At 57.6% G+C, this 26,368-nt stretch carries 29 protein-coding genes; 8 read left to right on the top strand and 21 right to left on the bottom strand.

Going from position 1 to position 26,368, the window contains the following annotated elements:
* Positions 1-176: 176 nt before the first annotated feature.
* Genes dauA through BN874_RS12645 form a run of 9 tightly spaced genes read right to left on the bottom strand, consistent with a single transcriptional unit; the run spans position 177 to position 9,673 of the window.
* The gene (dauA, locus tag BN874_RS12685; protein ID WP_230314427.1) at positions 177-1,952 is read right to left on the bottom strand and encodes a C4-dicarboxylic acid transporter DauA; all 1,776 of its coding nucleotides are present in this window, start codon (positions 1,950-1,952) and stop codon (positions 177-179) included.
* 5 nt (positions 1,953-1,957) lie between these two features.
* Positions 1,958-2,152: a hypothetical protein gene (locus BN874_RS12680; RefSeq protein ID WP_034433909.1), complete on the bottom strand. Its 195-nt coding sequence runs from the start codon at positions 2,150-2,152 to the stop codon at positions 1,958-1,960.
* Positions 2,153-2,187: 35 nt separating this feature from the next.
* A complete protein-coding gene (locus BN874_RS12675; protein WP_034433907.1) occupies positions 2,188-2,700 on the bottom strand; it encodes an NADH-quinone oxidoreductase subunit B family protein in 513 nt (170 codons plus the stop codon).
* Positions 2,701-2,711: 11 nt separating this feature from the next.
* The gene (locus tag BN874_RS12670) at positions 2,712-4,283 is read right to left on the bottom strand and encodes a hydrogenase large subunit (protein WP_034433946.1); all 1,572 of its coding nucleotides are present in this window, start codon (positions 4,281-4,283) and stop codon (positions 2,712-2,714) included.
* A 10-nt stretch (positions 4,284-4,293) separates the two neighbouring features.
* Entirely contained in the window at positions 4,294-5,745 is a 1,452-nt protein-coding gene (locus BN874_RS12665) for a hydrogenase 4 subunit F (RefSeq protein WP_034433905.1), read from the bottom strand.
* On the bottom strand, positions 5,742-6,407 hold the full coding sequence (locus BN874_RS12660) for a hydrogenase-4 component E (protein ID WP_034433903.1): 666 nt from the start codon (positions 6,405-6,407) through the stop codon (positions 5,742-5,744). Before BN874_RS12660 ends, BN874_RS12665 begins: the two co-directional genes overlap by 4 nt.
* Entirely contained in the window at positions 6,407-7,363 is a 957-nt protein-coding gene (locus BN874_RS12655) for a respiratory chain complex I subunit 1 family protein (protein WP_034433900.1), read from the bottom strand. Before BN874_RS12655 ends, BN874_RS12660 begins: the two co-directional genes overlap by 1 nt.
* A complete protein-coding gene (hyfB, locus tag BN874_RS12650; RefSeq protein WP_034433897.1) occupies positions 7,354-9,369 on the bottom strand; it encodes a hydrogenase 4 subunit B in 2,016 nt (671 codons plus the stop codon). Before hyfB ends, BN874_RS12655 begins: the two co-directional genes overlap by 10 nt.
* Positions 9,370-9,427: 58 nt before the next feature.
* The gene (locus BN874_RS12645; RefSeq protein WP_034433895.1) at positions 9,428-9,673 is read right to left on the bottom strand and encodes a helix-turn-helix domain-containing protein; all 246 of its coding nucleotides are present in this window, start codon (positions 9,671-9,673) and stop codon (positions 9,428-9,430) included.
* 267 nt (positions 9,674-9,940) lie between these two features.
* Here BN874_RS12645 and BN874_RS12640 point away from each other — a divergent pair, with 267 nt between their 5' ends.
* A complete protein-coding gene (locus BN874_RS12640; protein ID WP_034433892.1) occupies positions 9,941-10,918 on the top strand; it encodes a quinone oxidoreductase family protein in 978 nt (325 codons plus the stop codon).
* 116 nt (positions 10,919-11,034) lie between these two features.
* Here the strand turns inward: BN874_RS12640 and BN874_RS12635 are convergent, their stop codons facing one another.
* The 4 genes from BN874_RS12635 to BN874_RS12620 all read right to left on the bottom strand — a co-directional run bounded on the left by BN874_RS12635 (position 11,035) and on the right by BN874_RS12620 (position 14,650).
* On the bottom strand, positions 11,035-11,976 hold the full coding sequence (locus tag BN874_RS12635; RefSeq protein WP_034433888.1) for a histone deacetylase family protein: 942 nt from the start codon (positions 11,974-11,976) through the stop codon (positions 11,035-11,037).
* A complete protein-coding gene (locus BN874_RS12630; protein WP_051497801.1) occupies positions 11,973-12,431 on the bottom strand; it encodes a CBS domain-containing protein in 459 nt (152 codons plus the stop codon). Before BN874_RS12630 ends, BN874_RS12635 begins: the two co-directional genes overlap by 4 nt.
* 3 nt (positions 12,432-12,434) lie before the next feature.
* Complete coding sequence (gene dusA / locus BN874_RS12625) at positions 12,435-13,433, bottom strand: tRNA dihydrouridine(20/20a) synthase DusA (protein WP_051497800.1); 999 nt, start codon at positions 13,431-13,433, stop codon at positions 12,435-12,437.
* Between the two features lie 128 nt (positions 13,434-13,561).
* The gene (locus tag BN874_RS12620) at positions 13,562-14,650 is read right to left on the bottom strand and encodes an SPM autocatalytic domain-containing protein (protein WP_034433885.1); all 1,089 of its coding nucleotides are present in this window, start codon (positions 14,648-14,650) and stop codon (positions 13,562-13,564) included.
* A 229-nt stretch (positions 14,651-14,879) separates the two neighbouring features.
* On the opposite strand from BN874_RS12620, the gene BN874_RS12615 reads away from it, so the two are divergent.
* Positions 14,880-15,401 (top strand): universal stress protein, encoded by a 522-nt coding sequence (locus BN874_RS12615; RefSeq protein WP_034433882.1) that lies wholly within the window; start codon positions 14,880-14,882, stop codon positions 15,399-15,401.
* A 58-nt stretch (positions 15,402-15,459) separates the two neighbouring features.
* On the opposite strand, the gene BN874_RS24595 is transcribed toward BN874_RS12615, so the two are convergent.
* Entirely contained in the window at positions 15,460-15,630 is a 171-nt protein-coding gene (locus tag BN874_RS24595) for a hypothetical protein (protein WP_154724917.1), read from the bottom strand.
* A 218-nt stretch (positions 15,631-15,848) separates the two neighbouring features.
* On the opposite strand from BN874_RS24595, the gene BN874_RS12610 reads away from it, so the two are divergent.
* Positions 15,849-16,703, top strand: a complete 855-nt coding sequence (locus tag BN874_RS12610) for a squalene/phytoene synthase family protein (RefSeq protein ID WP_034433880.1) — start codon at positions 15,849-15,851, stop codon at positions 16,701-16,703.
* Positions 16,704-16,771: 68 nt separating this feature from the next.
* On the top strand, positions 16,772-17,515 hold the full coding sequence (locus tag BN874_RS12605; RefSeq protein ID WP_034433878.1) for a YciK family oxidoreductase: 744 nt from the start codon (positions 16,772-16,774) through the stop codon (positions 17,513-17,515).
* Here BN874_RS12605 and rluB read toward each other — a convergent pair.
* The 7 genes from rluB to BN874_RS12570 all read right to left on the bottom strand — a co-directional run bounded on the left by rluB (position 17,484) and on the right by BN874_RS12570 (position 24,111).
* Positions 17,484-18,467, bottom strand: coding sequence for a 23S rRNA pseudouridine(2605) synthase RluB (rluB, locus tag BN874_RS12600; protein ID WP_081756374.1), 984 nt, complete (start codon positions 18,465-18,467; stop codon positions 17,484-17,486). The genes BN874_RS12605 and rluB overlap by 32 nt on opposite strands.
* Positions 18,460-19,059 (bottom strand): SMC-Scp complex subunit ScpB, encoded by a 600-nt coding sequence (scpB, locus tag BN874_RS12595; protein ID WP_034433875.1) that lies wholly within the window; start codon positions 19,057-19,059, stop codon positions 18,460-18,462. Before scpB ends, rluB begins: the two co-directional genes overlap by 8 nt.
* A gap of 9 nt (positions 19,060-19,068) precedes the next feature.
* Positions 19,069-19,860 carry a segregation and condensation protein A gene (locus BN874_RS12590; protein ID WP_034433872.1) on the bottom strand — a complete coding sequence of 264 codons (792 nt, stop codon included), beginning with the start codon at positions 19,858-19,860 and terminating at the stop codon, positions 19,069-19,071.
* 46 nt (positions 19,861-19,906) lie between these two features.
* Positions 19,907-21,667: an AIPR family protein gene (locus tag BN874_RS12585; protein ID WP_034433869.1), complete on the bottom strand. Its 1,761-nt coding sequence runs from the start codon at positions 21,665-21,667 to the stop codon at positions 19,907-19,909.
* A 110-nt stretch (positions 21,668-21,777) separates the two neighbouring features.
* Positions 21,778-22,785, bottom strand: a complete 1,008-nt coding sequence (locus tag BN874_RS12580) for a tryptophan--tRNA ligase (protein ID WP_034433867.1) — start codon at positions 22,783-22,785, stop codon at positions 21,778-21,780.
* Positions 22,786-22,812: 27 nt separating this feature from the next.
* Entirely contained in the window at positions 22,813-23,457 is a 645-nt protein-coding gene (locus tag BN874_RS12575; RefSeq protein ID WP_034433865.1) for a site-2 protease family protein, read from the bottom strand.
* A 33-nt stretch (positions 23,458-23,490) separates the two neighbouring features.
* The gene (locus BN874_RS12570; protein WP_034433863.1) at positions 23,491-24,111 is read right to left on the bottom strand and encodes an L-threonylcarbamoyladenylate synthase; all 621 of its coding nucleotides are present in this window, start codon (positions 24,109-24,111) and stop codon (positions 23,491-23,493) included.
* Between the two features lie 122 nt (positions 24,112-24,233).
* Here BN874_RS12570 and BN874_RS12565 point away from each other — a divergent pair, with 122 nt between their 5' ends.
* The 4 genes from BN874_RS12565 to BN874_RS12550 are packed head-to-tail and all read left to right on the top strand — an operon-like array spanning position 24,234 to position 26,353.
* A complete protein-coding gene (locus BN874_RS12565) occupies positions 24,234-24,785 on the top strand; it encodes a septation protein A (protein ID WP_034433861.1) in 552 nt (183 codons plus the stop codon).
* Positions 24,786-24,788: 3 nt separating this feature from the next.
* A complete protein-coding gene (locus BN874_RS12560; RefSeq protein WP_034433857.1) occupies positions 24,789-25,091 on the top strand; it encodes a YciI family protein in 303 nt (100 codons plus the stop codon).
* Positions 25,088-25,375: a BolA family protein gene (locus BN874_RS12555; RefSeq protein WP_034433854.1), complete on the top strand. Its 288-nt coding sequence runs from the start codon at positions 25,088-25,090 to the stop codon at positions 25,373-25,375. Before BN874_RS12560 ends, BN874_RS12555 begins: the two co-directional genes overlap by 4 nt.
* 21 nt (positions 25,376-25,396) lie before the next feature.
* Positions 25,397-26,353: a peptidylprolyl isomerase gene (locus BN874_RS12550; RefSeq protein ID WP_051497799.1), complete on the top strand. Its 957-nt coding sequence runs from the start codon at positions 25,397-25,399 to the stop codon at positions 26,351-26,353.
* Positions 26,354-26,368: the final 15 nt, after the last annotated feature.

Raw genomic sequence — 26,368 nt, 5'->3', positions numbered from 1 at the left:
CGAGCCGCTCGATTTGGATGGCTTGCTGGCCGCTTAATCATAAAAGTCGCACATCGCGTCGGTTATACCGTTTCTCGATAGGTTTTGAACCACAGGCGTAGCACGGGCTTCCCTCCCGTGTTCAGTTCACGGGCGGAAAGCCCGTGCTACATCATTAAAATTATGGGGAATTGGTATCAATTGATTGGGACAGTGATAAAAGGCTTTCCAGTGGCCGACTCGCCCAAATAGTGTCGCACCCGCAGCAGCGCCTGCGGCAGGCTGGCCGACAACAGCAGTTTGCCGGGAATGTTTCGTAGGCCCGCCCGCCGCATCAACAATGCCGGCTGACCATGCACCCCCGCCACCGCCACCAGGACGCCACCACTCCGTAACCGCTCGATGGCGGAATCCAGCGCCACCAGCCCCGATACGTCCATCACCGTCACTCCTTCGATATTGATAATAACCGCCCGTGGCCGGGCACCGATGTCGTGCAGGGCGCTCATCGCCTTCTCGGCGGCACCAAAAAACAGTGAACCAGAGACCTCGTATAGCCGTACCCCCTCCGGCAGCGGACTCTCCAAATGAGGATGATCGGCTTCCACCTGTTTACCGCCAGTCAGTTCCGCCATACGGTTCATAAACAGTAGCGCAGCCAGTACCACGCCAACACCGATGGCGATCACCATATTGAAAATCACCGTTAGCCCGAAGCACACCAGTAGCACCAGAATATCGTTGCGGGGCGCGACCCGGAAAATATGACGGAAGTGCTTACGTTCGCTCATATTCCATGCCCCTTGCAGCAACAATGCGGACAGCGCCGCCATTGGCAGATACCCCAACAATGGTGCCATCGCCAGCAGCACTAACAGGATGAACAGGGCTTGGAACACAGCGGCCAGCGGGCTACAGGCACCGGCGCGGATATTGGAGACGGTACGGGCCAGTGCCCCAGTCGCAGCAATTCCGCCGAAAAACGGTGCAACCACGTTCCCTATGCCCTGCCCGATCAGTTCGGCATTGGGATCGTGCTTTGTCCCCGTCATGCCATCGGCCACCACCGCACACAACAGCGACTTAATCGCGCCCAGCAGTGCAATAGCCATCGCTGGACCCAGCAGTGCCTCAATCAGTTCCAACGAAAGCCGTAGTGGCTGTCCATCCAGGCTGGGTAACTGCCAAGGCAGCACGAAATACGGCAGGAACGGCGGAATCCCCGGCAGGGAGTGCCCATCTTTTACATAGCTGAAACGGGAAGCGATGGTGGCAACCTCGAAACCCTCGACGAACCGGCTGAGCAGCCAAGTCAGCGCAGTCGCGACAATGATGCCGATCAGCGGTGCAGGCAGGCCGGTTTTCAAGCGCTGCCACAGCAACAGCAAGGCCAGAGTCGAGGCGCCAATCAGCAAGTCAGGTGTATGAAAAGTTGGCAGCGCCTGCCCAACCAGCCAAATCCGTTCGAGAAAGTGCCCCGGTTGCACGGCCAGTTGCAGACCGAAAAAATCTTTGAATTGCAGGCTGGCTATCACCACCGCGCTCCCAGTGGCAAACCCCGTGGTGACTGGATAGGGAATGAACTGGACCAGCTTGCCCATTCGCCCCAGACCCATGCCGATCAACATGATCCCGGCCATGAAACTGGCAGTCACCAGCCCGCCGAGTCCATATTGCTCGGCAATAGGATGCAGGATAACGATAAAGGCGGCAGTCGGGCCGGACACGCTGAATCGGGAACCGCCGGTCAGCGCGATCAGCAGGCCGGCGACAATGGCGGTGTACAGACCATATTGCGGCGGCACCCCGCTACCAATCGCCATTGCCATCGCCAACGGTACTCCGACGATACCGACCGTGATCCCGGCCAGCAGATCGGCACGCAGCTTGGAGAGATTATAACCGCCACGCAATTTGTCGCGCAGGGCAGTGGCAAATGGCAGATAAAGCGAGTGTTCTCGGTCAGTCTTCACCAGGGCTACTGCGAGACCTCCTTGTTTTTCTCATCATGGTCTACCTTGATTTTTTCTTCATTGAGCTTGGGTTTTTTTATGATATAGCCATGTTCTATTTCCAAATAAAGCTCAATGACTTCAAGCGGAATTGACTTTAACTGGGTTAAAAGCTCGATGGATTTTTTGAAGCTTTCCAATTCGGCAACAGTAATAGCCATGGGAGAACCTCCTTCATAAGTGAGAATTAGAAAAGTTATTGAACCTGCAATAACGCCAGCAAACCTTCCAGCAGTTGTATCGGATTTGGTGGACAGCCGGGAATATGCAGATCGACCGGAATCACCGCAGCCACCCCGCCGACGCAGGCGTAGCTACCAGCAAACACCCCGCCGTCCCGCCCGCAATCGCCCACCGCCACCACCCATTTCGGATCGGGCGTGGCGGCATAAGTGCGTTCCAGCGCCTCCCGCATATTGACCGTCACCGGACCCGTGACCAGCAGCACATCGGCATGGCGCGGCGAAGCGACGATGTGAAAACCGAACCGCTCCAAGTCATAAAAGGCGTTATTAAGCGCGTGAATTTCCAATTCACAACCGTTGCAGGAACCGGCGTCCACTTCGCGGATCGACAGACTGCGGCCTAAGCGTCGCCGCGCCGCCTGATCCACCTTCGCCCCCAGTTCGGCCAAAGCCGGTTCGGAAGGAGCCGGAGCCGCCTCGGTCAGTGGCGACCGCCACAGATAATGTAACAACAGCTTGCGCATGGCGGCTTGGCCTACAGATCGTGGCCCGAATACGAGCCGTTGAAGGATTTATTGCACAGCGGAAAATCTGCCACGATGTTGTTTTCGATAGCGGCTTCCAGCAGCGGCCACTGGAACCAGGACGGATCGCGGGGATGGCAGCGCGCCACCGTGCCGTCAGCCGCCAGTCGCAGCCAGACCAGAATGTCGCCGCGAAACCCTTCCACCAGCGCCATACCTTCGCCCGGCTGATCGAGGCGGTTCAATTCGCCACGCACTGCGCCCGACGGCAAGCGCTCCAGAATCTGATCAATCAGCGCCAAGCTCTGTTCCACTTCGTGAATCCGCAACCAAATCCGGGCATTGACATCGCTCTCGGTCAGCACCGGCGTCTCGAATTCCAGTTGATCGTAGGGCGGATAGCCCGGATCGCGGCGCGCATCGAAGGCGCGGCCCCCGGCGCGGCCAATGGTCCCGCCACAGCCGAATTGCTTAATCAGGGACGGTTTGACGAAGCCGGTGTTGACGGTGCGGTCTTGCAGCGAGGCGGTGTTGTCGTACAGATCGATCAGCGGCGGAAACTGGCGGCGGATATCAGCCACCAGCGCCCGCAGAATCTTGACGCCATCCGTTGGCAAATCGGCGACGACCCCACCGGGAATGATGCAGTCCATCAGCAGACGATGGCCGAAACAGGCGGCGCTGGCGCGCAATACCTGCTCGCGTAACACCGCGCAATGGGCCAGCATCAGCGCAAAGGCGGCATCGTTGCAGATCGCGCCAATATCGCCGCAGTGATTCGCCAATCGTTCCAATTCCGCCATCAGCGCCCGCAGCCAGTGAGCGCGGGTTGGCACCACGGTTTCCGTCGCTGCTTCAACCGCGCGGGCGAAAGCCAGCGCATAGGCCACGGTGCTGTCGCCCGACACCCGCCCGATCAGCCGCGCTGCCCGTTCCAGGGTTGCGCCAATCAGCAGCGACTCAATGCCCTTGTGGACATAGCCCAGCCGTTGTTCCAGCCGAACCACCGCTTCACCATTGGCGGTAAAGCGGAAATGACCGGGTTCGATAATGCCGGCATGAACCGGCCCGACCGGAATCTGATGCAAGCCCTCACCTTCCGCCGTCAGAAACAGATAGGGAGGCTGCGGATCGGTGCGTGGCGTTACCGTGCCGAGCGGATGCACAACCGGCCAGCGGCCATGATCCAGCCAAGGCCGGGGATCGGCAGCGCCAACCGGCCGTAAACCGACCAAATCAGCAATGGTGCGCTCCAGCCGTTGTGCTGGCGGGTGCAGCCGAGCTACCGAGGGAAACTGCCCATCGGGACAGGGCAGGCTGGCGACGATAAAATCCCCCCAACCCTCCTTTGGCAAAGGGGGGAGGCGCGAAGCGCCGGGGGGATTGATTGGAGCCTCATACGCCGCCAGATGCACGATCCCGGCTTCGCCCCATAGTCCAAGCAGAGTCCAGGTTCCCTCCGCCAAACCTTGAATCAGTGCATTCCAGATTTCGGACGTGACCACGGCGCGTAGCCAGGGGCGATGTTCAGCCACCGGCTGACCGGCATTCAGAATGCTGAGTAAAACAGAAGTCGCGTTCACCGGATCGCCCTCAACCCAACAGCACTGCGACATTGTGGAACCAGGCCACCAGCGGCCCCGGCAACCAGATTCCGGCGATCAGGACCAGCGCCAGATGCACCAGCATCGGCAGGATGCTCGCCTGCACCGGAACCGTGGGGCCACTGTCCGGTTTACCGAAGGCCAGCCCATGCAACCGCCACAGCAGCGTACCAAACGCCAGCAGCAACCCCAGTACCAGCGGCAACGCCAGCAGCGGTTGGCGGGCGAAAGTGGAACTCACCACTAGAAACTCGCTCATAAAGACCCCGAACGGGGGCATCCCGGCAATGGCGATTACCCCCGCCACCAGTCCCCAGCCCAGGGTCGGATGGGTGGTGGTCAAGCCGCGAATGGTGGAAATGCGTTGCGTACCCTTGGCCTGGGAAATATGACCGACGGCAAAAAAAATCGCCGACTTGGTCAGGCTGTGCATCATCATGTGCAGCAATCCGGCAAAGTTGGCCAGCGGCCCGCCCATGCCAAAGGCAAAGGTAATGATGCCCATATGTTCGATGGAGGAGTAGGCGAACAGCCGTTTGATGTCGCCCCGGCGGTAGAGCATCAGCCCGGCGAACAACAGCGACAGCAATCCTAATCCCACCATCAGCGGCCCCGGCGCCAGCGCGGACGGATTGGCGCTCATCAGCATCTTGAAGCGCAGCACCGCATACAGCGCCACGTTCAACAATAAACCGGACAGTACCGCTGAAATCGGGGTGGGACCCTCGGCATGGGCGTCGGGCAGCCAAGCGTGCAGCGGCACCAGACCGGCCTTGGTTCCGTAACCGATCAGCAGGAATACAAACGCCAGATTGAGCAGTGCCGGATCGAAGGCGCTGGCGCGAGTCAGCAGGTGATCCCAAGCCATGGCCGGCAAGCCTTCCCCTATCACCGGCTGCGCCGCCAGGTAAACCAGAATGGTGCCAAACAGTGCCAGGGCGATGCCGAGACTGCCGAGGATGAAATACTTCCAGGCTGCCTCCAGAGCGGCGCGAGTCCGGTAGATGCCGACCATGAGTACCGTAACCAGCGTCGCCAGCTCAATCGCCACCCACATCAGCCCAATGTTATTGGCCAGAAACGCCAGATTCATGGCGAAGATCAGTGCCTGATACATGGCGTGATAAAAGCGCAGATATACCGGGGTCAGCCGCCCGGTTTCCAGTTCGTGAGCGATGTAACTGGCGCTGAACACGCTGGTGGTGAAACTGACCAGATTGTTCAGCACCACCAGATAGATGTTGAAATCATCCACCCGCAGGTAAAGATTCGGTTCCGGCTGTACCCACAACAGGGTGACAGCGGCCAGCAGACTGAGCAATGCCGCGCTGACATTCAGCCGGGCGCCGATCCGGTAACTGGGCAGAAAGACCAGCGCCAGCGCCGCGCTGGCCGGAACCACCAGCAGCGCCGTCACTGCCATCAAACCCATCATGTTCATCGCCGTCGTTCCCCACGGAAGGTATCCATGGCTCGCATGTCCACGCTGTCGAACCGCTCACGGATGCGGAATAGAAAAATACCGATGACAATCAAAGCAATGAGCACTGAGAAGGCGATACTGATCTCTACCGCCAGCGGCATCCCGCGTGCTCCGGCGGCGGCGAGTACCAACCCGTTCTCCAACGACATAAAACCCACCACCAGGCTGACCGCGTTTTGGCGGGTCACCATCAGCAATAATCCCAGCAACAGCACCGCCAAGGCGAATGCCAAGTCCTCGCGCGCCAGCGCATCGGTAGTCACTGTCACCGGCAGCATCACCAGAATCGCCAATGCGACCAGCGCCGCCCCCGCCAGCATGTCGAGACCCACACCCCCCACCACCTCCAGGGTCCGATGAATGCCGAGTCGCCGGACGATGCGGTGCAGTGCGGTTGGGATGATGATTGCTTTGAATACCAGAGCAATCCCTGCGGTGACGTAGAGATGGTGGGCGTCCTGGATATGCGCTTGCCAGCCGACCGCCAACACCAGCACCAGCGAGTGCAAGGCAAAGACATTGATCAAGGCGGACAAGCGATCCTGGTACAGCATCAGGAAGCTCACCACCACCATGCCGCCCGCCAGCAGATGGGCGATATCGAACGCCAGATCGTGCATCACAGACTCCGCGACACGAACAGCAACAGAGTTCCCAGCAACCCCAGCATCAGCGCCGCCCCCATAAATTGATCGACGCGGAACACCCGCATCTTGGCGATGCTGGTTTCAAATACCGCCAGCAGCAAACCGCCCAACGCCAGCTTGCCCAGATAGATCGCCACGCCCAGCAGATAAGCCCAAAAACCGTCGCCAGCGGTCGCCATCCCCCAGGGTGCGAAGATGCACCCCAGCAGCGACAGGTACAGCAACAGCTTGAGCGAAGCGGCCAGTTCGATCAGCGCCAGATGGCGACCGGAGTATTCCAGCACCATCGCCTCATGCACCATGGTCAATTCCAGATGAGTCGCTGGATTGTCCACCGGAACCCGGGCGTTTTCGGCAATCGCCACCATCATCAGCGCGATCAAAGCCAGCCCCAGCGACACCCGCAAGCCGACATCGGCGGTCAGCATGAACCGGGCGACCGCAGATAGTTCGGTGGTGCCGGCCAGCAGCGACAAGGTAAACACCATCATTAGCATCGCCGGTTCCGCCAGCGAGGCGATCATCATTTCACGGCTGGAGCCGATGCCGCCGAAGCTGGTCCCGACATCGAGACCGGCCAGCGCCAGGAAAAAGCGGGCGGTGCCGAGCAGCGCCACAATGGCGATTAGGTCAGCGGTCCAGTTGAACAACAGGCCACTGGCGAAAGTCGGCACCAGCGACGCCGCTACCCAGATCGCGGCGAAAATCAGATAGGGCGCCACCCGAAACAGCCAGGACGCGGAGTCGGCCAGGATCACCTCCTTGCGCAACAGCTTGGACAGGTCGCGATAGGGTTGCAGCGGTGACGGACCGCGCCGCCGCAGCAACTGCGCCTTGAACGCGCGGATCAAGCCAGTGAGCAGCGGCGCCAGCAGCAGCAGCAGCAACATCTGGCTGCCCTGCACCAGATAGTCGGTAATCAGCGCCATAAGGCCATCCCCAGCAACAGCAGCACCAGCACGCCGAACACCAGACTCAGGTAACGGCGGATGGTGAGGTATTGAAAATGGTTAAAGCGGCCCGAAAGGGCCACCACAGCGGCGGCGATGGGGGCATAGCCATGCTCCCAAACCGGGTCGCGTAACTTCACTTCCAGCCGCGCCGGGCGCAAATCACCGGGCGGCGGCATAAAGATCCGTTCACGGGCCTGGAACACCACGCTACCGAATACCCGGCGGATCGGTTGCGCAAAGCTGCTGGCGGTGTACTGGAAAGCCGGGTTGGCATCGGGAAAACCGCAATCCCAAGGGGGACCGCGCCGCGACTTATTGGAAGCCAGCCGATGGATCAGGAAGGCGGCGCCAGTTCCCGACAGTGCCATGAACAGCAGCACTAGCAAACCGTTGTAGCTACTTTTCACATCCACTATCGGCACCAGGGTCAACCAAGGCTGGCTGTGCTGGGCCGTGAGCCGGGCGCCGCCGTTCAGCAACCCCACTACCGGAGCCAGCCCGTCCACCACCAGTCCCGGCAGGATTCCCGCCAGCAGGCACAGCGCCGCCAGGGTGAACAATGCGGCCAGCGAGTAGCGGTCGGTCTCCTGCGCCTGGGCGGCGGCTGGGGAGCGCGGACGACCCAAGAAGGTAATCCCGAAGGCTTTGACGAAACAGGCGGCGGCCAGCGCGGCGGACAAAGCCAGTGCCGCGCCGATGGCCGGCACCAGGAATTTGAGTAGCCATTGCGGCAGTTCCGGGCTAATCAGAATGGCTTGAAACGTCAACCATTCCGACACAAAGCCGTTCAGCGGCGGCAGCGCCGAAATCGCCGCCGCGCCGATCAGAAACGCCAGCGCAGTCCACGGCATCGGGTGAATCAGACCGCCCAGCCGTTCCATATCGCGCTCGCCGGTGGCGGTTAGCACTGCACCGGTGCCGAGGAACAGCAGGCTTTTGAACAGTGAGTGGTTGAGGACATGAAACAGCGCGGCGGTCAGCGCCAGCGCGGCGCTGGCGTACATTTGATTGGCCTGAAACGCCAGCGCCAAACCCAAGCCGATGAAGATAATGCCGATGTTCTCCACCGTGTGATAGGCGAGCAACCGCTTCAAATCATGCTGCATCAGCGCGTACAGCACTCCCAGCACGGCGGTGATCCCGCCCAGGGCCAACACCACCCCGCCCCACCACCACAGCACCGGTTCACCCAATAGATCGAATACAATGCGGATGAAGCCATAGACCGCCACCTTGGTCATCACCCCGCTCATCAGCGCCGAGACATGGCTAGGCGCGGCAGGATGCGCCAGCGGCAGCCAGACGTGCAGCGGAACCAAACCGGCCTTGGAACCGGCGCCTAACAGTGCCAGCGCCAGCACCAGCCCGGCGAATCCGGGGGTTACAGTACCGGCGCGGATGGTGGCGAAGTCGTAACCGCCGCTGGTGCCGGCCAGCAGGCCGAAAGCCAGCAGCAGCGCCAGGGTACCGAAGCAGGCCATGACCAGATAGAGATAACCGGCGCGAACATTGGCCGGTTCCTGATGATGGGCCATGACCAGCGCCCACGAGGTCAGCGACATCAGTTCCCAGCAGAACAGAAAGGCATAGGCGTCATCGGCCAGCAGCACCAGATTCATACCCGCCAGAAACGCCGGGAAGAACGGCAACACCCGTTCAGGCGCTTTTTCATGCTGCCCATAACCCAAAGCGAACAGGCTGGCGACCGCGCCGCCCAGATTGACCACGATCAGGAAAAAAGCGGACAGCGCATCCAGCCGGAAATGTGCGCCCAACCACGGTAGGCCCAGCGGCAGCGTGAGCATCTCCGGCGCGGGAGCGGTTAGCAGGTGAGTGAGCGCCGTTCCCAACGCAACGGTAGTGACAGCCAAGGTGATGCCATAAATGCGACGGCTGCAATCTGGCTGGTGGGTCGCAGCGACCGCGTAGATGCTGGCGGCAACCAGGATCAGCAATAAACTTAACAGCAGTGGCAACAACATGGTGGCGAAATTCGCTCCCTATAATTAACGCACGTTAGGCCCTGCAATGATTGGCGATTCAGCGTTTCAACCGTACCCCACGCCCGCCACCTTCGCTGACAGTCCCTTCATTAAGCAATTCCACACCAACGGCATCAAGCGCGGCGATCAGTTTGACCAGGGAATCAACATTGCCACGGATGATGCCGTCGCTAGTCTCCATCCGCTGGATAGTGGGCAAGGACAGTCCAGATACCTCCGCGAGCATCCGCTGATCCATGCTTAACAACGCCCGTGCTGCTTTCAATTGTGCTGCTGTAACCATAGTTCAATTTACATTTTCAAAATGATTATTTAGCACTTTAGAAGTGATAAATCAATTTTTATATTGATATTTTTATGTTTAATACATTAAATTTAAGTGGTTTTAGTGGGCTGTCGAGCGGATCACGCAAAGCTGCTGATCGGTTGGGATGAGGAGGCTGGATTCGGGAACAGCGGGTCATGGGACGCCACACAGGAATCCACGCCGGCTCCGCCCATCGCCTAGACTATTGGCGTCTCCATTCAATCTACGGCCGAGGATAAGGTCATGCCTAACGCGATTCGCATTCATCAATACGGCGGTCCCGAAGTTCTGCGCTGGGAAGAAGTCGAAATCGGCAATCCAGGTCCCGGCCAACTGCGGATTCGTCATGCCGCTGTTGGTCTCAACTACATTGATGTTTATCACCGTACCGGCCTGTATCCGTTGCCAGCGCTGCCCTGGACCCTGGGGATGGAAGGGGCAGGGCGCGTCGAAGCGGTTGGCGAGGGCGTAAGCGAATTCAAAATCGGCGACCGGGTGGCGTATGCCAGCCCGCCGGTGGGAGCCTACGCCGAAGTTCGGCTGATTCCAGCGGATCGGGTGGTGGCGTTGCCGGATGGGATTGACGACCGCACTGCCGCCGCCATGATGCTGCAAGGCATGACCGCTCAATACCTTTTGCGGCGCACCTACCGGGTGCAGCCGGGCGACGCCATTCTGCTGCACGCTGCCGCTGGCGGAGTGGGTCTGATCGCGAGCCAATGGGCGCGGCATCTGGGGGCGACGGTGATCGGCACGGTCGGTGATGACGCCAAGGCCGAACTGGCTCGTGCCCACGGCTGCCATCACGTCATCGTCTACAGCCGCGAGAATTTCGCTGAACGGGTCCGCGAAATCACGAACGGTCAGGGTGTAGCAGCAGTTTACGACTCAGTCGGCCAGGCCACCTTTATGGGATCGCTGAATTGTTTGCGACCGCTGGGAATGATGGTCAGCTTCGGCAATGCATCCGGGCCGGTGCAACCCTTCGATCCGGGCCTTTTGGCGGCCAAAGGTTCGCTGTTCCTGACCCGGCCCACGCTAATGACCTATACCGCCAAACGGGCGGACTTGCTCGCCAGTGCTGCCGAGCTGTTTGAGGCAGTACAAAACGGCGCAGTCAACATCGAGGTGCGTCAGACCTATCCGCTGGCCGATGCCGCCCAGGCACATCGTGATCTGGAAGCACGTAAAACCACCGGATCGACTGTTTTGCTGCCTTGATCAGGAGAGTTTCAGGGACTACGCAAGGAGGAAGTGGCGCGGCGGCTGGGCGGGTGTCTGTAACTGATGGAGAGCCGTTCAGCCTGAACTCCGCATTACCCATTTTAAGGAGCGGCCTATGCGCCGATCTCCGCATGGGACATCAGCGCCTCGACGTGCACCACCGCACTGGCCGCCAGCGCTGGCAGGTTGTAGCCGCCTTCCAGCACCGATACCACCCGCCCCTCGCAGGATTCCGCTGCTACCGCCAGAATCTGTTGGGTCAGCCACGCATAATCACCCTCGTTAAAATCGAGTTCGGCCAGTGGATCCAGGTAATGTGCATCAAAACCGGCGGAGATCAGGATCAGTTGTGGCCGAAATTCACGTAGCGCCGGTTCAATGTCCTGTCGCCAAACGTGACGCAGATCCGCTGAACCGCTACCGGCTAGTAGCGGTATATTAACGATGTTACCGACCCCAACTTCGTCACGGCGACCGGTGCCGGGATAGATATAAGCCTGGTGGGTGGAAATGTAGAGATAACCGGGATCATGTTCGAACGCAGCTTGAGTGCCATTGCCGTGATGGACATCAAAATCAATCACCGCCACCCGTTCCAGACCGTGAACGGCGCGGGCATGAGCGGCGCCGAGGGCGACATTGTTGAACAGGCAAAAGCCCATGGCCTGATTCGGCTCGGCGTGATGACCCGGCGGGCGGATGGCGCAAAAAGCGTTGCTGGCTTCCTGCCCCAGCACGGCATCTACCGCCGCGCAAACTGCGCCTGCTGCGCGTAGTGCTGCCTCCCCCGATTGCGACGAAAGGATAGTGTCACCATCGAGTGCGTGATGCCCCTGTTTGGGAACTCGGGCAAATACGCGATCAATGTAGGCCGGAGTATGAATGCGGGTGAGTTGCTCGACCGTGGCAGGTGGGGCGTCATGCCATTTCAGGGCGGCGAACGGCGCGGAGCGGAGCGCATTGAGAATGGCGGTCAACCGAGCCGGGCACTCGGGGTGGCCGAAGCCGGTGTCATGCTCCAAACAAACCGGATGGGTGTAGAGCAGGGTGGTCATGATTGCGAATCCTGGTGAGCGGGGATTTCATGCGTGACCGTGGCGTGGCGTAGCGCTTTCAGTACATCCTCGCGGGCAATAATTCCCACCAGCAGGCCCTCCTCGACCACGGGCAAGCTCTTGGTTCGCATCTCCACCAGTTTTTGCAGCAAGCGACTGAGGGGCAAGCGTGGATCAACGCTGACCGGATTGCGGGTCATCACCGACTCAGCGGTCCGTTCCATGATCTCGTCATAATGGGGAGCCATCATCTGCGAATCGAAACTGAACGCCTTGAGTAAATCAAACTTGGTCAGGATGCCGAGCAAGCGCCGCTGTGCATCTACCACCGGCACCCCATTGAAATCGCGAGTCTCGAACAGTTCCTGGACTTCACGCAGCTTGGCGTTGGGACCGATGGCGATGGGATCAGCCGTCATGGCATGGCGGACCTCGTATTTCAGAAATTCGTACATTCTTTAACTCTCGGTTCTGGTGGATAAAATGGGTACCTGTCGCAGCGCTGCTTCCAGCACTTCCACGCCGGCTCCGCGCCGATGAGTGTGTTCACTGAGAAATCGTCGCCAGGCGCGTGCGCCCGGTATGCCCTGAAACAGCCCCAGGATATGCCGGGTTATGCTGTTCAGCGGCGTCCCCTGCTGCAACTGATTCTCCACATAGGGCAGGAAAGCCTGAATGATGGCATGGCGGCTGGGCGGCTGCTGGACTGAGCCGAAGAAGCGCCGATCCATCTCGGCCAACAGATAGGGATTTTCGTAAGCGGCGCGACCGATCATTACCCCGTCCACTTGCGGTAATTGCACCGCAGTTTGTTCCAGGTCGCTTAGACCACCGTTGAGAATAATCGTAAGCTGCGGAAAATCCCGCTTCAATTGATATACCACGTCATAGCGCAGCGGCGGGATTTCACGGTTTTCCTTGGGGCTGAGTCCACTCAGCCATGCCTTGCGGGCGTGGACAATAAAGATGCCGCAACCACCGGCTGCGACCCGCCCAACGAAGTCCACCAGTTCGATGTAGGAATCGCGGTCGTCAATACCAATGCGGGTTTTAACCGTGATCGGGATGTCCACTGCTGCCCGCATCGCCGCCACGCAGTCGGCGACCAAATCAGGCTCGGCCATCAGGCAGGCGCCAAAACGGCCTGACTGTACCCGGTCGCTGGGACAGCCAACATTCAGATTTACTTCATCGTAATCGAGGTCAGCGGCGATGCGGGCACAGCGAGCCAAGTCGGCGGGATGACTACCGCCCAGTTGCAATGCCAACGGATGCTCGGCGGAATCATAGTTCAGCAATCGTTCCCGGTGGCCATGCAACACTGCACCGGTCGTGACCATCTCGGTATAGAGCAGCGTGTGGCGAGTCAACAACCGTAAAAACATCCGACAGTGCCGATCCGTCCAATCCAGCATCGGCGCAACGCTGATGAGTCGATCCAACTTCCCTGGTTCCATTGATTAGTTACCTTCATTAACCCGCTGGATATCTTGAGGATCACCCAGGTACAACGCTGGACTCTGTACGAACTATTCCAGAGTTTTTTATGTAACGAATCACTGGCGAGAAATACTTTGACCCGGCATCAAGCCTTCAAGTCAATCTGCTGCACCGTGCCTGCTACGCCGTTCTCCTGAAGAAAAACTCCCGACGAACGGATCTGACCCAGTAAATTATTATCGCTGTCCTTGAGGGCGAACGGACTGGTAACCTGCCCTAGATAAATAGCGCCTACGCCCCGTTGCCCGAGTGCGATCAGTTGATCCTGGCCTTGGGCATCCTTGGACCAAATGCGCAGCTTGTTGTAGATAGAATCGTTTTCATCAATCCACTGATTACCGTCCTGGTCATAGGCAGCCAGCTCAGCGAATCCCTGCCCGGTGGTCGGTCCAAACAGTTCGCTGCCATTATTGATAACGCCGTCGTTATTACGATCCAGCGCCAGAAAACCGCTGTTAGGGCCAGTGAAAGCAATCTGATCCTGCTGCCCATCGGAATCTATGTCAAAACTGAAGCGGGTCGTAGTCAACTCGGCGGCATTGCCGTTGAAATTCAGCACCAGCGGGTCTTTTAGCTTGGCATCGCCTGCCCGCAGACTGACGCTTTGCTCGCTCATAAATTCCCGGCTCATACTCAAATCCACCGAAAATTTAATTTCCCGTCCATCCTGCGTCTGGATCACGCCTGCCGCCGAAAACGTAGTTTTCTCAGCTTCGTAATGACGTTCATACGCATCGTACTCAATCCCAAAGCCCGCCGGCTGTGGTGCCGCTGCGGGGTTACCCTGCTGCTGTTGAATCTTGGAGAGCGCCTCGGTCACTGATTGAGCCTGTTCCTGCGCCGCGCCGAGTTTTTCGTGCAGCTCCTTGGGCGAAACCAGTTTGATTTTCTTGCCGGTCAACATTTCGACCATGCGAATGATCAAGGCCAGCTTGGGTTCGTCTTCTGGCGCTATGTCCGTATCGGTGGGTGCGACCTGCTTGCTGGGCTGGAGAGTGCGGGCGGCCTGTGAGAGGTGTACAGCGTCGGCTTGCAGGCGACCGGGGGGCGGATTCCGGCCTTCAAAATCCGGGCGCTGATCCCCCACCCACATTCGCAGCGACTCCTTGCTTTCGTGCTTGGTGACAGAGCTATGCTGGCTGATTAATTCAATGTTCGAACTGGCAATCTTCATGGCGGAACCTCCGGTTGAATCCTGTCGCTTGTCGTGATGCGCCGCTAATCGAATAGAAGGGCTATCTCGTTAGGCTATCGGCGGAGATAGACAGAACTTTACCGCCGTTGCGTTCGGAAAAGCTTTGAAGGAATCCCTGTTAGACTATGATTTGAGTGTCCAAGCGAGAGCTTGGGGACCCGCAATTCGGTTATTCTTCGCTATCCTTTCAACCTGTTCGGAGCGTGCCATGTTCCCCCAGATCAAAACCATTCTATACACGACGGCGCTGGGTCCCCACACGCGACCGGTTTTTCGCTTCGCGGTCAGCCTGGCCAAGCAGATCGACGCTGGAATTGTGTTGCTGCATGTGGTCGAGCCACTCAATCACTCGACTCGGTTCTTGCTGGACTCCTATCTACCATCGGATGTCGTGGATAACCTACATAAGCAAAACACCCGAGGCATCCTGGAAAAATTCCACCAGCGGCTGGAAACGTTCTGTGAGGAGGAACTGGGCGCTACGCTCGAACAAACCACGCTGCTCTCGGAAATCCGAGTGATCAGCGGCCTGCCTTGCGAAGTGATCCTGCACGAAGCCGACCGCTGCAACGCCGATCTGATCGTGGTGGGCGCACACAGCGGCTCTCGATCGCGAACCGATCTTTTGGGATCGACCACTCGCCGGCTGACCCTGTCGTCCAAGCGTCCGGTGCTGATTGTTCCCGTCGCCGATGCGCCCGACACTCAATGGCCTCAAGCCTTGATCTGAACCGTGCGTAACCCGCTGGCACCGGATACCGGGGCCGGCGAAGATGCCTTCGTCCGTATCACCAGACACCCGGCCAGCGTCGTGCAATCTCGGCCAGCCAGATCTGCCGCAGACGCAGGCGCGCTGGGTTCGGCGCTCCATGTAACAGGGCGCGATAGTATTGGTAAGATGCACGCGCAACCGCTCGCTCGCATTCGGGTAACTTTTCGATGTCACCGATAGTCATCATGGCAAGCCTCCCGCCCTGATAATGTGAAACTCATGAAACCTGATACAGTCGTAAGCAATAAATATGCCTATTTATCGAGAAACTCGTGCAACCCTTTTGGCGGTTGGATAGGTACTCCCAATGACTGCTCTCGATTACAGGAAGTTCGCTTTTCGTCATACCCGCTTCCGCCGGTAGGGCGAAGCAAGGTTGTTAGGTGAACCCTGGATGACTACCCCATGACTCCAGACGACTACTGCCACCATTTGGCGGTTCAGCAAGGTTCGGATTTCCGTTACAGTTTGCTGGGACTGCCGCTGGCGCAGCGCCAGATTTTGGTTGCAGTTCATGCGTTCCAGGTTGAAACAACCCGGATCGTGGACGATTGCCGGGATATCGGCGTTGCCCGGACCAAACTGGACTGGTGGCGAAACGAAATTGATCGGCTGTTTGCAGGTAATCCGCAGCATCCAGTGACCCGCGCCCTGCAACTGCGGTTGACCCGGTTCAATCTGCCCGAAGAATATTTTCGGGAGATGCTGGATGGGGTCATCATGGATCTGGACTACGATGCCTACCCCAGTTTCACTGAACTGACACTGTATGTTCACCGACGCGGCAGCATACCCGCGCTGCTGGTCGCTGAAATCCTGGGCTACCAGGATCGGCGCGCTACGCCCCGCTTTGCTCACGAAGCCGGGGCGTTGCTACTGCTGTTCGAGCGCATCTATGAGGTGCGCCAACACCTTCAACAGGGGCGGTTTTATCTGCCGGAAGATGAAATGCGGCAGTTTGGTGTACAGCCTGGCGATTTGATGGCGGCCCAGACTACAGATCGGGTTCGACAACTGTTCGCCTTCCAGGCGGAGCGCATTCACGACTATCACCGCCGGGCACTGGAAGCTTTGCCGGATGCGGATCGTTACGCCCAGTACAGTTTGCTGATTCGCCTGGAACTGGCGATGGCGCTGCTGGCGGAAATCGCCGAGGACGGTTATCGGTTGCTGGAGCAGCGTACCCGCCTGACGCCATTACGCAAGTTGTGGCTGGCGTGGCGGGTGCGGCGGCGTCATCGCCGTGCTGTAGCTCCCTGAACTTTGGATTCGCCCGCTACTTGTGATGGGCGCGAATTGAAAACAACACTGTCGGATAAGGTGGCACCATGAAGGATTACCAACCCGCCGCTGATCTGCTGAAAAACCGGGTCATTCTGATCACCGGTATCGGGGAAGGCATCGGTCGTGCCGCCGCCCGTCGCCTGGCCGGCTACGGTGCCACGGTGATTTTGCTAGGCCGCACTATCCGCAAGCTGGAACAGGTCTACGACGATATTGAGCAGGCGGGTGGTCCCAAACCCGCCATCTACCCGATGAATCTGGAGGGAGCAACGCCCAAGGATTACGCTGATCTGGCTCGGGTGCTGGACACCGAATTTGGCCGGTTGGATGGAGTGCTGCACAATGCCGCTCTGTTCGCTGGACTGACGCCAATAGCCAATTACGACATTGAGCTGTGGTATCGGATACTACAAGTCAATTTGAACGCGCCGTTCCTATTGACGCAGGCGGTCTTGGAATTGTTGAGCCGTTCCAGCGATGCCTCGGTCGTCTTCACCACCGACCAGGTAGGCGAGGAAGGGCGGGCGTATTGGGGCGCTTACGCAGTCGCCAAGGGCGGCGCTCAGACCTTAATGAAGCTATTGGCCAGCGAACTGGAGACCAATACCAACATTCGAGTTAACAGCATCGATCCAGGGCAGGTTCGCAGTGAATTGACCTTGCGCGCTTACCCAGGACGTGACCCGGCGGAGTGGGCCGACCCGGAGGATATTATGGCGACCTATCTGTACCTGCTGGGGCCGGACAGCAAGGGCGTCACTGGTCAGACTTTCCGCGCCCAGGATTAACGGGACGGCGCGGGCGGAGGGGTGCCGCATGTTGACCTTTGTGGGGCTGGCCGGGCTTGGCTTCCCACGGTTTCTGCGCTTGGCGCGATTCAGCGCTGGTCTTGCGCTCATCGCCATCAGGAGACCGATTGGGGCGCGCGCCCCGACTTCTGGGCGATGACGGACGGCGCGGTTTGGTTTGCAGCGGGGGTTTCACCGGCGCCGGCGCATTGGCGTGAGGCGCACTGGCCGTCGCATCCAGCACCGCACGGATTTGCACATCGTCCAGTTCGTCCCAGTGTCCGGGATGCAAACCGCGCCGTAAGGTCACCGGCCCATAGCGTACCCGGGTCAGCCGACTGACGGTGACGCCCTGCGATTCCCACAACCGGCGCACTTCGCGGGTGCGACCTTCCCGCAGGATGACGTGATACCAGTGATTCGCGCCTTCGCCGCCGATATCGCGCAGCTCGTCGAAGTGAGCCAGTCCATCCTCCAGCGCCACGCCCTCTCGCAACCGCTGCAACATCTCCGGCGTGACCGCGCCCAACACCCGCACCGCGTATTCCCGTTCAATTTGAGACGAGGGGTGCATCAGCCGGTTGGCGAGTTCGCCATCGTTGGTCAACAGCAACAAGCCCTGGGTATTCAGGTCGAGCCGCCCCACTGCGATCCAGCGGCTATTATCCAAGGGCGGCAAATGCTCGAACACCGTAGGCCGACCGCCGGGATCATGGCGGCTGGTCATTTCACCGACCGGTTTGTAATAGGCCAATACTCGGCGCTGTTGCCCGAAGGGGCGTACCTGCGCCAGTTTGCCGTCGATATGAATTTTTTCGGCGCCGTTGACCAAGACGCCCAGTTGCGCCGGCACCCCGTTGACGGTGATCCGGCCTTGGCGAATCCAGTCTTCAATCTGGCGGCGGGAGCCAAGGCCGACCCGGGCGAGGAGTTTTTGCAAGCGTTCAGACATCGGGAAATTCCGTTTGAAGTGGCGAACCAGCGCGCTGAGTGTTGCGACTGTCCAGCGCGGCGCCGATGGCGTCCAGATCGCGCGGCCCGGCCAGCGACGGCAGTTCGCTCAGACTCTTGAGGTTGAAATAATCCAGGAAGACGCGGGTGGTAGCAAACAGCGCCGGACGCCCCGGCACTTCACGATGGCCGATCACCTTGATCCAGCCGCGTTCCTGCAAGGTTTTCATAATGCTGCTGCTGACGCTGACCCCGCGCACATCTTCGATCTCACCACGAGTGATGGGCTGGCGGTAGGCGATCAGCGCCAACGTTTCCAACAGCGCACGAGAATAGCTGGCGGCGCGTTCTTCCCACAGCCGCGATATCCACGGCGAGAAGGCTTTGGGTACTTGCAGGCGAAAGCCGTTAGCGACTTCGACCAGTTCCACTCCGCGCCCGTGGTAATCAGTAGCCAATGCGGCCAGTGCCGCTTGTAGCGTGTCCCGATCCGGCCGCTCTGCTTCCGGGAATACCTCCAATAACCGCTCTATGTTCAGCGGTGCATCGGTGGCCAGCAATAGCGCTTCTACAATCGCCTTCAGTTGCGGCATGACGGTGGCTCAAATCCGGCGGCGGACATGAATGGGCGCGAACGGCTCAGTCTGCACCAGTTCCAGCAACGCTTCGCGTAACAACTCCAGCACCGCCAGAAACGTCACTACTAAACCTGCCCGTCCTTCCTCCGGGCGAAATAGCGCGGTGAAAGCGGTAAAGCGCAGTGCGTCCAACTGTTCCAGTACCTGGCTCATCCGTTCCCGCACCGACAGCGCTTCGCGGTGAATGTGGTGGTGTCCAAACATCTCGGCACGGTTCATCACCTCCCGCAAGGCGCTGAGCAGATCGGCCAGACTGACCGGCGGCGGGGTTCGGAGCGTTTCCCGATGAGCCGGTTCCGCGTGGGCAACGAACAGGTCACGCTCCAGTCGCGGCAGTGCATCCAGTGCCTGCGCCGCTTGCTGGAACCGCTCGTATTCCTGAAGCCGACGAATCAGATCAGCGCGTGGGTCGTCTTCCTCAGTTTCGGCGGAGACCGGTCGCGGCAGCAGTAGCCGCGATTTGATTTCCGCCAGCCAGGCCGCCATCACCAGATATTCCGCCGCCAGTTCCAGCCGCATTTCCTGCATCAACGCCAGATACTCCATGTATTGCCGGGTGATAGCAGCAATAGGAATGTCGAGGATGTTCAGATTTTGACGCTTGATTAGATATAGCAGTAAATCCAGCGGGCCCTCGAAGGCTTCCAGAAACACTTCCAGCGCATCCGGCGGGATGTAAAGGTCTTGCGGGAACTGGGTATAAGGTTCGCCGCCGACCTTGGCGAACGGTGGAATGTCGGTGGCGGCGTCCATCATAAATTAGTACACCGCTATAACGGATCGCTCAACCAATGCTAACCTTTTAGTCAGCGGACCAGCGGTATTCAAAATCTTCGCTTTTTAAAGTAGTTGCTTCGTTCAGCTTTTTTCTTATTTCCGCGCCTCCTGGCATCATTGGAAGCATATTAAAGTAGTTACGTATAGCTCCGTTTATGCCAGCAAGACAACTTTTTGTCTTTACCCAGTTCTGCGGACTGAAAACCCTATTGGCGGGTTGTAGCTCATTTGCTGCGGCCTCTAGTGCCATGTTGAGGCTGATACCAGCTACTTTTACTATTTCATCAACCATTCCAAGCTTAGATGCAGCCTCATAAGCCTTGGAAGGATTAGGAACACGTTCAGAATGATTGTTTGTGATGGAGAAACACATGCCTATAGCATACAAATGGTGATAGGGCGCATAAGCCCTCATAGCTAGAAGTGTTTCATTCAGGTTTAGCGGATTTTCAGGAATCCACGTTTTTAGAACCTGATTCATCCATGCATTAAGAGCAAAAATGTTTTCAGGCGGATAATCTTTGTTTTTAAAAAGCGTTTCAAAATACTTATCAAAAATCTTAGTTTCACCGTAAGAAAGATTTGGTCTCTGTGAGTGCCATGCGACAAGATTCTTAGCTAAACCAGATAGTTCAACGACATGATCTTTATTTTTGTCTGCTGGCGCTATTTCTCCTCGCTTAGTAATAAAGTATCCGCTTGGATATTTAAGCTCGTAAGATCTTTTTATTGCTAGTACACGCTTATCATTACTTCTCAGGTCACGGGCTTTTACGGCGCTTTGAGAGTTGGTGCAAATTGAGATTTTGTCTGCACGATCCCGCTGTGGTATTTCATAAAATCGGAAAAGAATAAAGGCATCATCAGCCTTCTTAACTGTTTCGCTACACGAAAGAATTGTATTAAGAGATTGACAACCATTAACTACGCTCAGGCCATACAGTGAAAGTATTTCACCGTCCATTTCCATCTTGTTGCACAAGATCGTTAACCCATTATGAAAGAAGAAAAAATCTGACCGTTTATCCCCAATAATGGTATTTCGAATCCCTTTATTTACTGCGTTACTCGAACCTAGACTTTTTCGGACGTTTTTCTGGAAAAGAGTGCCATCCTTAATGCCGGGTAGTTTGACACATTCTTTCAGAGGAAGGGCAGCAATAATAACAGGCGTTCCTGCAATTTCATGGTACATAAACTTACTACCACCAAGATTAAGTTTGTAGTTAATACTAGGGTTATCCGATTCAATTGCGTATTCGTAGCGACGTTTGATTTCGTCGTTTTCAATTACGTGTATCGTTGCATCAAAGTCTTCGTTTTCACTAATTCGAGCTAACTCTTTCTGAAATGTTTCAAGATCATTTTTGGCAGAATCGGTCAATACTCCAGTAGTTATCAGTTCAAATGATACTTCGTAATCCTCTTCGAGCGCCGTTGCCAGTTCTGAGAGTTTTCTTTGCAGCTTTGCGTTTGCAACATTCTGTAGCCGAGCAAGGTTTTTAATTTGCATCCAAGATGATAGAACTTCGCGTAGGGGCTCAGCATCGATAGCACCGCATTGAATGAATTTGCCTTGTATGATGTGAACCAGAGATTTGTCACCGTCAATAATTATGGCATCAATTTGCTTATCGTCAGCACCATCAGTAATGTCATCCCGCGTTTCATTCATGTCGCGAAACAGAACATTGCGAAGATACCAAGCGACAAATCGCTGCCCGTCGTTTGAAAATTTTTGCTGGAAATAATCAGCCGAAATTTGCTTCTTTATTAATTCGTACATTGGCACTTCCTTTGAGAAAATTCATATGGTGGATAACCAACGTACCTACCGCCGGAACGCGAATCTGGTGCAACCGTTATGTATCGGCTGGATGATTTAATCAATCCACCTTACCCGCCCAACGGTCGAATCCCCACCGCTCGCCGCAACTGGTGCAGGAACGGTACGCTGTACTCCCGCGCCCGCGCCGCGCCGTGTTTGAGAATCTGCTCAATGTGATCAGGCTTTTCCAGCAATTCCTGATAGCGTTGACGCGGTTCAGTCAAGCGGGCATTCAGATATTCAAACAACACTTGTTTCATCTCGCCCCAACCGATGCCTTGGGCATAGCGTTGGCGGATCGCCGCGCTTTCATCAGCCGTGGCAAACGCCTGGTAAATCTGGAACAGGGTGCAGGTATCGGGATCCTTGGGCGCTTCCGGCGGCAGCGAGTTGGTCTTAATCCGCATAATCAGCTTGCGCAGCGCCTTTTCCGGCTCGAACAGCGGGATGGTGTTGCCGTAGCTCTTGCTCATCTTGCGCCCGTCGAGTCCGACCAGCACCGACGCTTTTTCATCCACCACCGCTTCGGGCAGCACAAAATGCTCGCCGTACAGGTAATTAAACCGGGCGGCGATGTCGCGAGCCATTTCCAGATGCTGAGTCTGATCCTTCCCCACCGGCACTTTGCTGGCCTTGAACATCAGAATGTCCGCCGCCATCAAAATCGGATAGCTGAATAACCCCATTGTGACCGCCTTGTCGGGATCCTTGTCGGGATCGGCCAGATTTTCGGCGACCGCTGCTTTGTAAGCATGGGCACGATTCATCAAGCCCTTGGCGGTGACGCAGGTCAATATCCAGGTCAATTCCAGAATTTCGGGAATGTCGGTTTGGGCGTAGAAAATGACGTTATCCACCTCCAGCCCCAGCGCCAGCCAGGTCGCGGCGACTTCCAGCCGTGAGCGGTGAACCAGGGCGGGATCCTGGCATTTGACCAAGGCGTGGTAATCGGCCAGAAAATAGAAGGATTGCACGTCCTGCCGGCGACTGGCTTCGATAGCGGGCAGAATTGCGCCGACGTAATTCCCTAAATGTGGAGCGCCAGTGGTAGTAATGCCGGTGAGAGTGATTTCCATAATAGTGGCGATAGGTCAGGATTGGGATTAGAAGAACAGGCTCAAAATCAAGTGACTGACGCTACTGACTACCGGCATCAGGTTTAACACCCCGCTAGAGAGCAGCAGTACCAGGATGATCAGGCCGTAAGGCTCGATTTGCGCCATGGTTTGACCCACGCGATCCGGCAGCATTCCCGCCAGCACCCGCGAACCGTCCAACGGCGGAATCGGCACCAGATTCAGTACGCCGAGCATGGCGTTGACATTCACCCCCGCCACACCCATCGCCATCAGCGGTTGGCCCAGCCACGGCAATGCCGTCTGCAAACCATGGCCGATCACGGCTGCCAGCGCCCAGCCCAGCGCCATCAGCAGGTTCGACGCTGGCCCGGCCAGCGCCACCAGCGCCATGTCGCGCTTAGGCTGACGCAGCCGGTTATAGCTGACCGGTACCGGCTTGGCCCAGCCAAAGATGAAGCCGCCAATAACCGCCATCACTGCGGGTACCAGCACGGTGCCAATGGGATCAATATGGCGCAGCGGGTTCAAGCTGAGCCGACCTTGCGATTGGGCAGTGGTGTCGCCACAGCGCAACGCCACCCAGCCATGCGCCACTTCGTGCAAAGTGATCGCCAACAGCAGTGGCGGCGCCAGGATAACCAGCAGTTGAATCGTGTTGAGTTCAATCATTGGAGGATTATACGCAGCCTAAGGTAGCACGGACTAGAGAAACGGGCTGGCATCGCCCAATCCCTGGCGGATGAGGTGTGGCGCAGCGTCGGTCAGGTCAATCACCGTGGTGGGTTCGCGCTGGCCGGGACCACCGTCAATGATTAAATCCACCTGATTACGCAAGCGATCTTCGATTTCTTCCGGATCGTGCAGCGGCCACTCATCGCCGGGCAGCGTCAGGGTACAGCTCATGATCGGTTCGCCCAGTTCCGCCAGCAGAGCGCGCACGATGGCATTGTCAGGCACCCGGATGCCAATGGTTTTGCGACGCGGATGCTGCAACCGGCGCGGCACCTCATGAGTCGCTTGCAGAATAAAGGTAAATGGCCCCGGCGTAGCCGCCTTGAGCAGGCGATAGCGCTGATTGTCTACCTTGGCGTAGGTAGCAATTTCCGATAGATCGCGGCAGACCAGAGTGAAATTGTGGTGGCGGTCGGTCTGGCGGATATGGCGGATGCGTTCCGCCGCCGCCTTGTCACCCAGTTGACACCCCAGGGCATAGCTGGAATCGGTGGGATAAACCAGAACCGCGCCCCCGCGTAACTGTTCCACGACTTGCCCGATCAGCCGTGGTTGTGGATTGGTGGGATGAATTTGTAAAAAGCAGCTCATGGCCTTATATTCTCGACGCTACGGATAATGTCGGGTCAGCACGTTGCCAGCCCAACGCTGTCCGGTCAAGACGGCGACCGTGGGGCCGCCTTTCTTTTGCCCGTCTGCCACGCCCTTCCAATATGAAACTGCTGTTCGATTTCCTGCCCATTCTACTGTTTTTCATCGCCTATAAACTGGCAGACATTTATGTCGCCACCGGTGTATTGATCGGGGTAACCTTGGCTCAAGTCGGTTGGATCTGGCTGCGTCAGCATCGGGTCGAGAAGATACCGCTGTTTACCGCTGGGTTGGTGCTTGTATTAGGCGGCGCGACCCTGATTTTGCACGATCCCATCTTCGTCAAATGGAAACCGACAGTGGTGAACGGGTTGTTTGCGGTGGTATTTCTGGGTAGCCTCTTCATCGGCCAGAAAACCTTGCTGGAGCGGATGATGGGTGGACAACTGGAACTTCCCGCCCCGATCTGGGTCAAGCTGACACTTGCTTGGGCCGCCTTCTTTCTCACCATGGGTCTGGCTAATCTTTATGTCGCGTTCAACTTTGACGAAAACACTTGGGTCAATTTCAAGCTGTTCGGAATGCTCGGCCTGACCCTGGTGTTCGTGCTGGCGCAGGCGGCCTACATGAGCCGCCATATCAAAAGCGATGATTCTCCATCGAAGGAGTCCTGATTAATGCTGTACGCCATTCTCGGCCGCGATGCGCCGAACAGTCTGAACCAGCGCTTGGCGGTCCGCCCCGCCCATCTGGAACGCTTGAATGCGTTGCTGGCTGAAGGCCGGCTGATTCTGGCGGGGCCGTTACCCGCGATTGACAGCGCCGATCCCGGTCCGGCGGGTTTTCAGGGCAGTTTGATGGTGGTTGAATTCCCCTCGCTGGAAGAGGCCACGACATGGGCGAATGCGGATCCTTATGTCGCCGCTGGCGTGTTTACGGCGGTCGAAGTCTATCCTTTCCGCAAGGTGTTGCCGGCATGACTGACCGAGTCGTCTTAATCGAGCAACGGCTGCGCGCCGCGCTGGCGCCCGAACAGTTAGAGGTCGTAGACGACAGCGCCAGCCATGCCGGCCACGCCGGGGCGCGTGAGGGTGGTCATTTCACCGTCCATATTGTGTCCACCGCGTTCATCGGAAAAACCTTGATTCAGCGCCACCGGTTGGTGAATGCAGCGGTGGCGGACCTCATGCACCGGGAAATTCACGCCCTCAGCATTCAGGCGCGAACCCCGGAAGCAGCAAGTGCCTTAACCCTCGAAACCTAGCCTAACCTCTGGAAATCCTGCATGAAAAAGTTGAATAAATTGACCTTCCCGTTGCTGGCGCTGTCCTCGACCCTCATTTTGTCGAGCATGGCAATGGCCGCTGAAGACAAAAAAACCGAAGTGACGCCAGCCGCCGCGCCCACTGCTACCGCTCCAGCCCCCGTCGCGCCGCCGGCGGCATTCACCATCCCTGACCCGGTTGCAACGGTCAATGGCACCCCGATTTCAAAGGCGGCGTTCGACCAATACGCCCAGCAACTGCGTGGCAAAACCAAGGTGGATTCAGCGGAAGCCAGCAAGTCTCTGGTTGACCAGTTGGTTCTGGAAGAGCTGCTGGTGCAGGAGGCCAACAAGCAGAAGCTGTCCGACGATCCGCAGATCAAACAGCAAATGGAGATGGTTCAGCGCAATCTTCTGGCCAGCACCGTGGTGCGCAAGATGCTGAGCGCCAATGCGCCCAGCGAAGAGGCGATTAAGAAAGAATACGATACCGCTGTCGCGGCGATGAAGGGCAAGGAGTACAAGGCCAGCCATATTTTGGTGGACTCCGAGGATAAAGCGAAGGAAGTGATCGCCGAACTGAAGAAGGGCGGCGCATTCGCTGAATTGGCTAAAACCAAGTCCAGCGATAGTTCTGCGGCCAACGGTGGCGATTTGGGCTGGTTTGCGCCGAGCATGATGGTGCCGCCGTTCGCGCAAGCAGTCGCCAAACTGGAAAAGGGCAAGTACAGCGAACAGCCGGTGCAAACCCCGTTCGGCTGGCACGTCATCCTGCTGGAAGATACCCGCGAGGCTACGCCACCATCCCTGGATGAGCTGAAGCCGCAGATCGCGCAGATGTTGCAAAGCAAGATGGTGAACGACTATCTGGAAAAGCTGAAATCAGGCGCCAAGATCGAGGTCAAGGAAATCCAGGTCAGCGTAGTCAAGCCGGCTCCAGAAGCCGCTAAGGACAGCAAGAAGGAAGAAAAGAAATAATTGATAGCCGGTCCG

Origin of the sequence: Candidatus Contendobacter odensis Run_B_J11 (assembly GCF_000531125.1) — a bacterium.
Lineage (GTDB): Bacteria > Pseudomonadota > Gammaproteobacteria > Competibacterales > Competibacteraceae > Contendibacter > Contendibacter odensensis.
The sequence above is the reverse complement of the archived record's forward strand: the minus strand, read 5'-3'. Positions and strand labels throughout refer to the sequence as shown.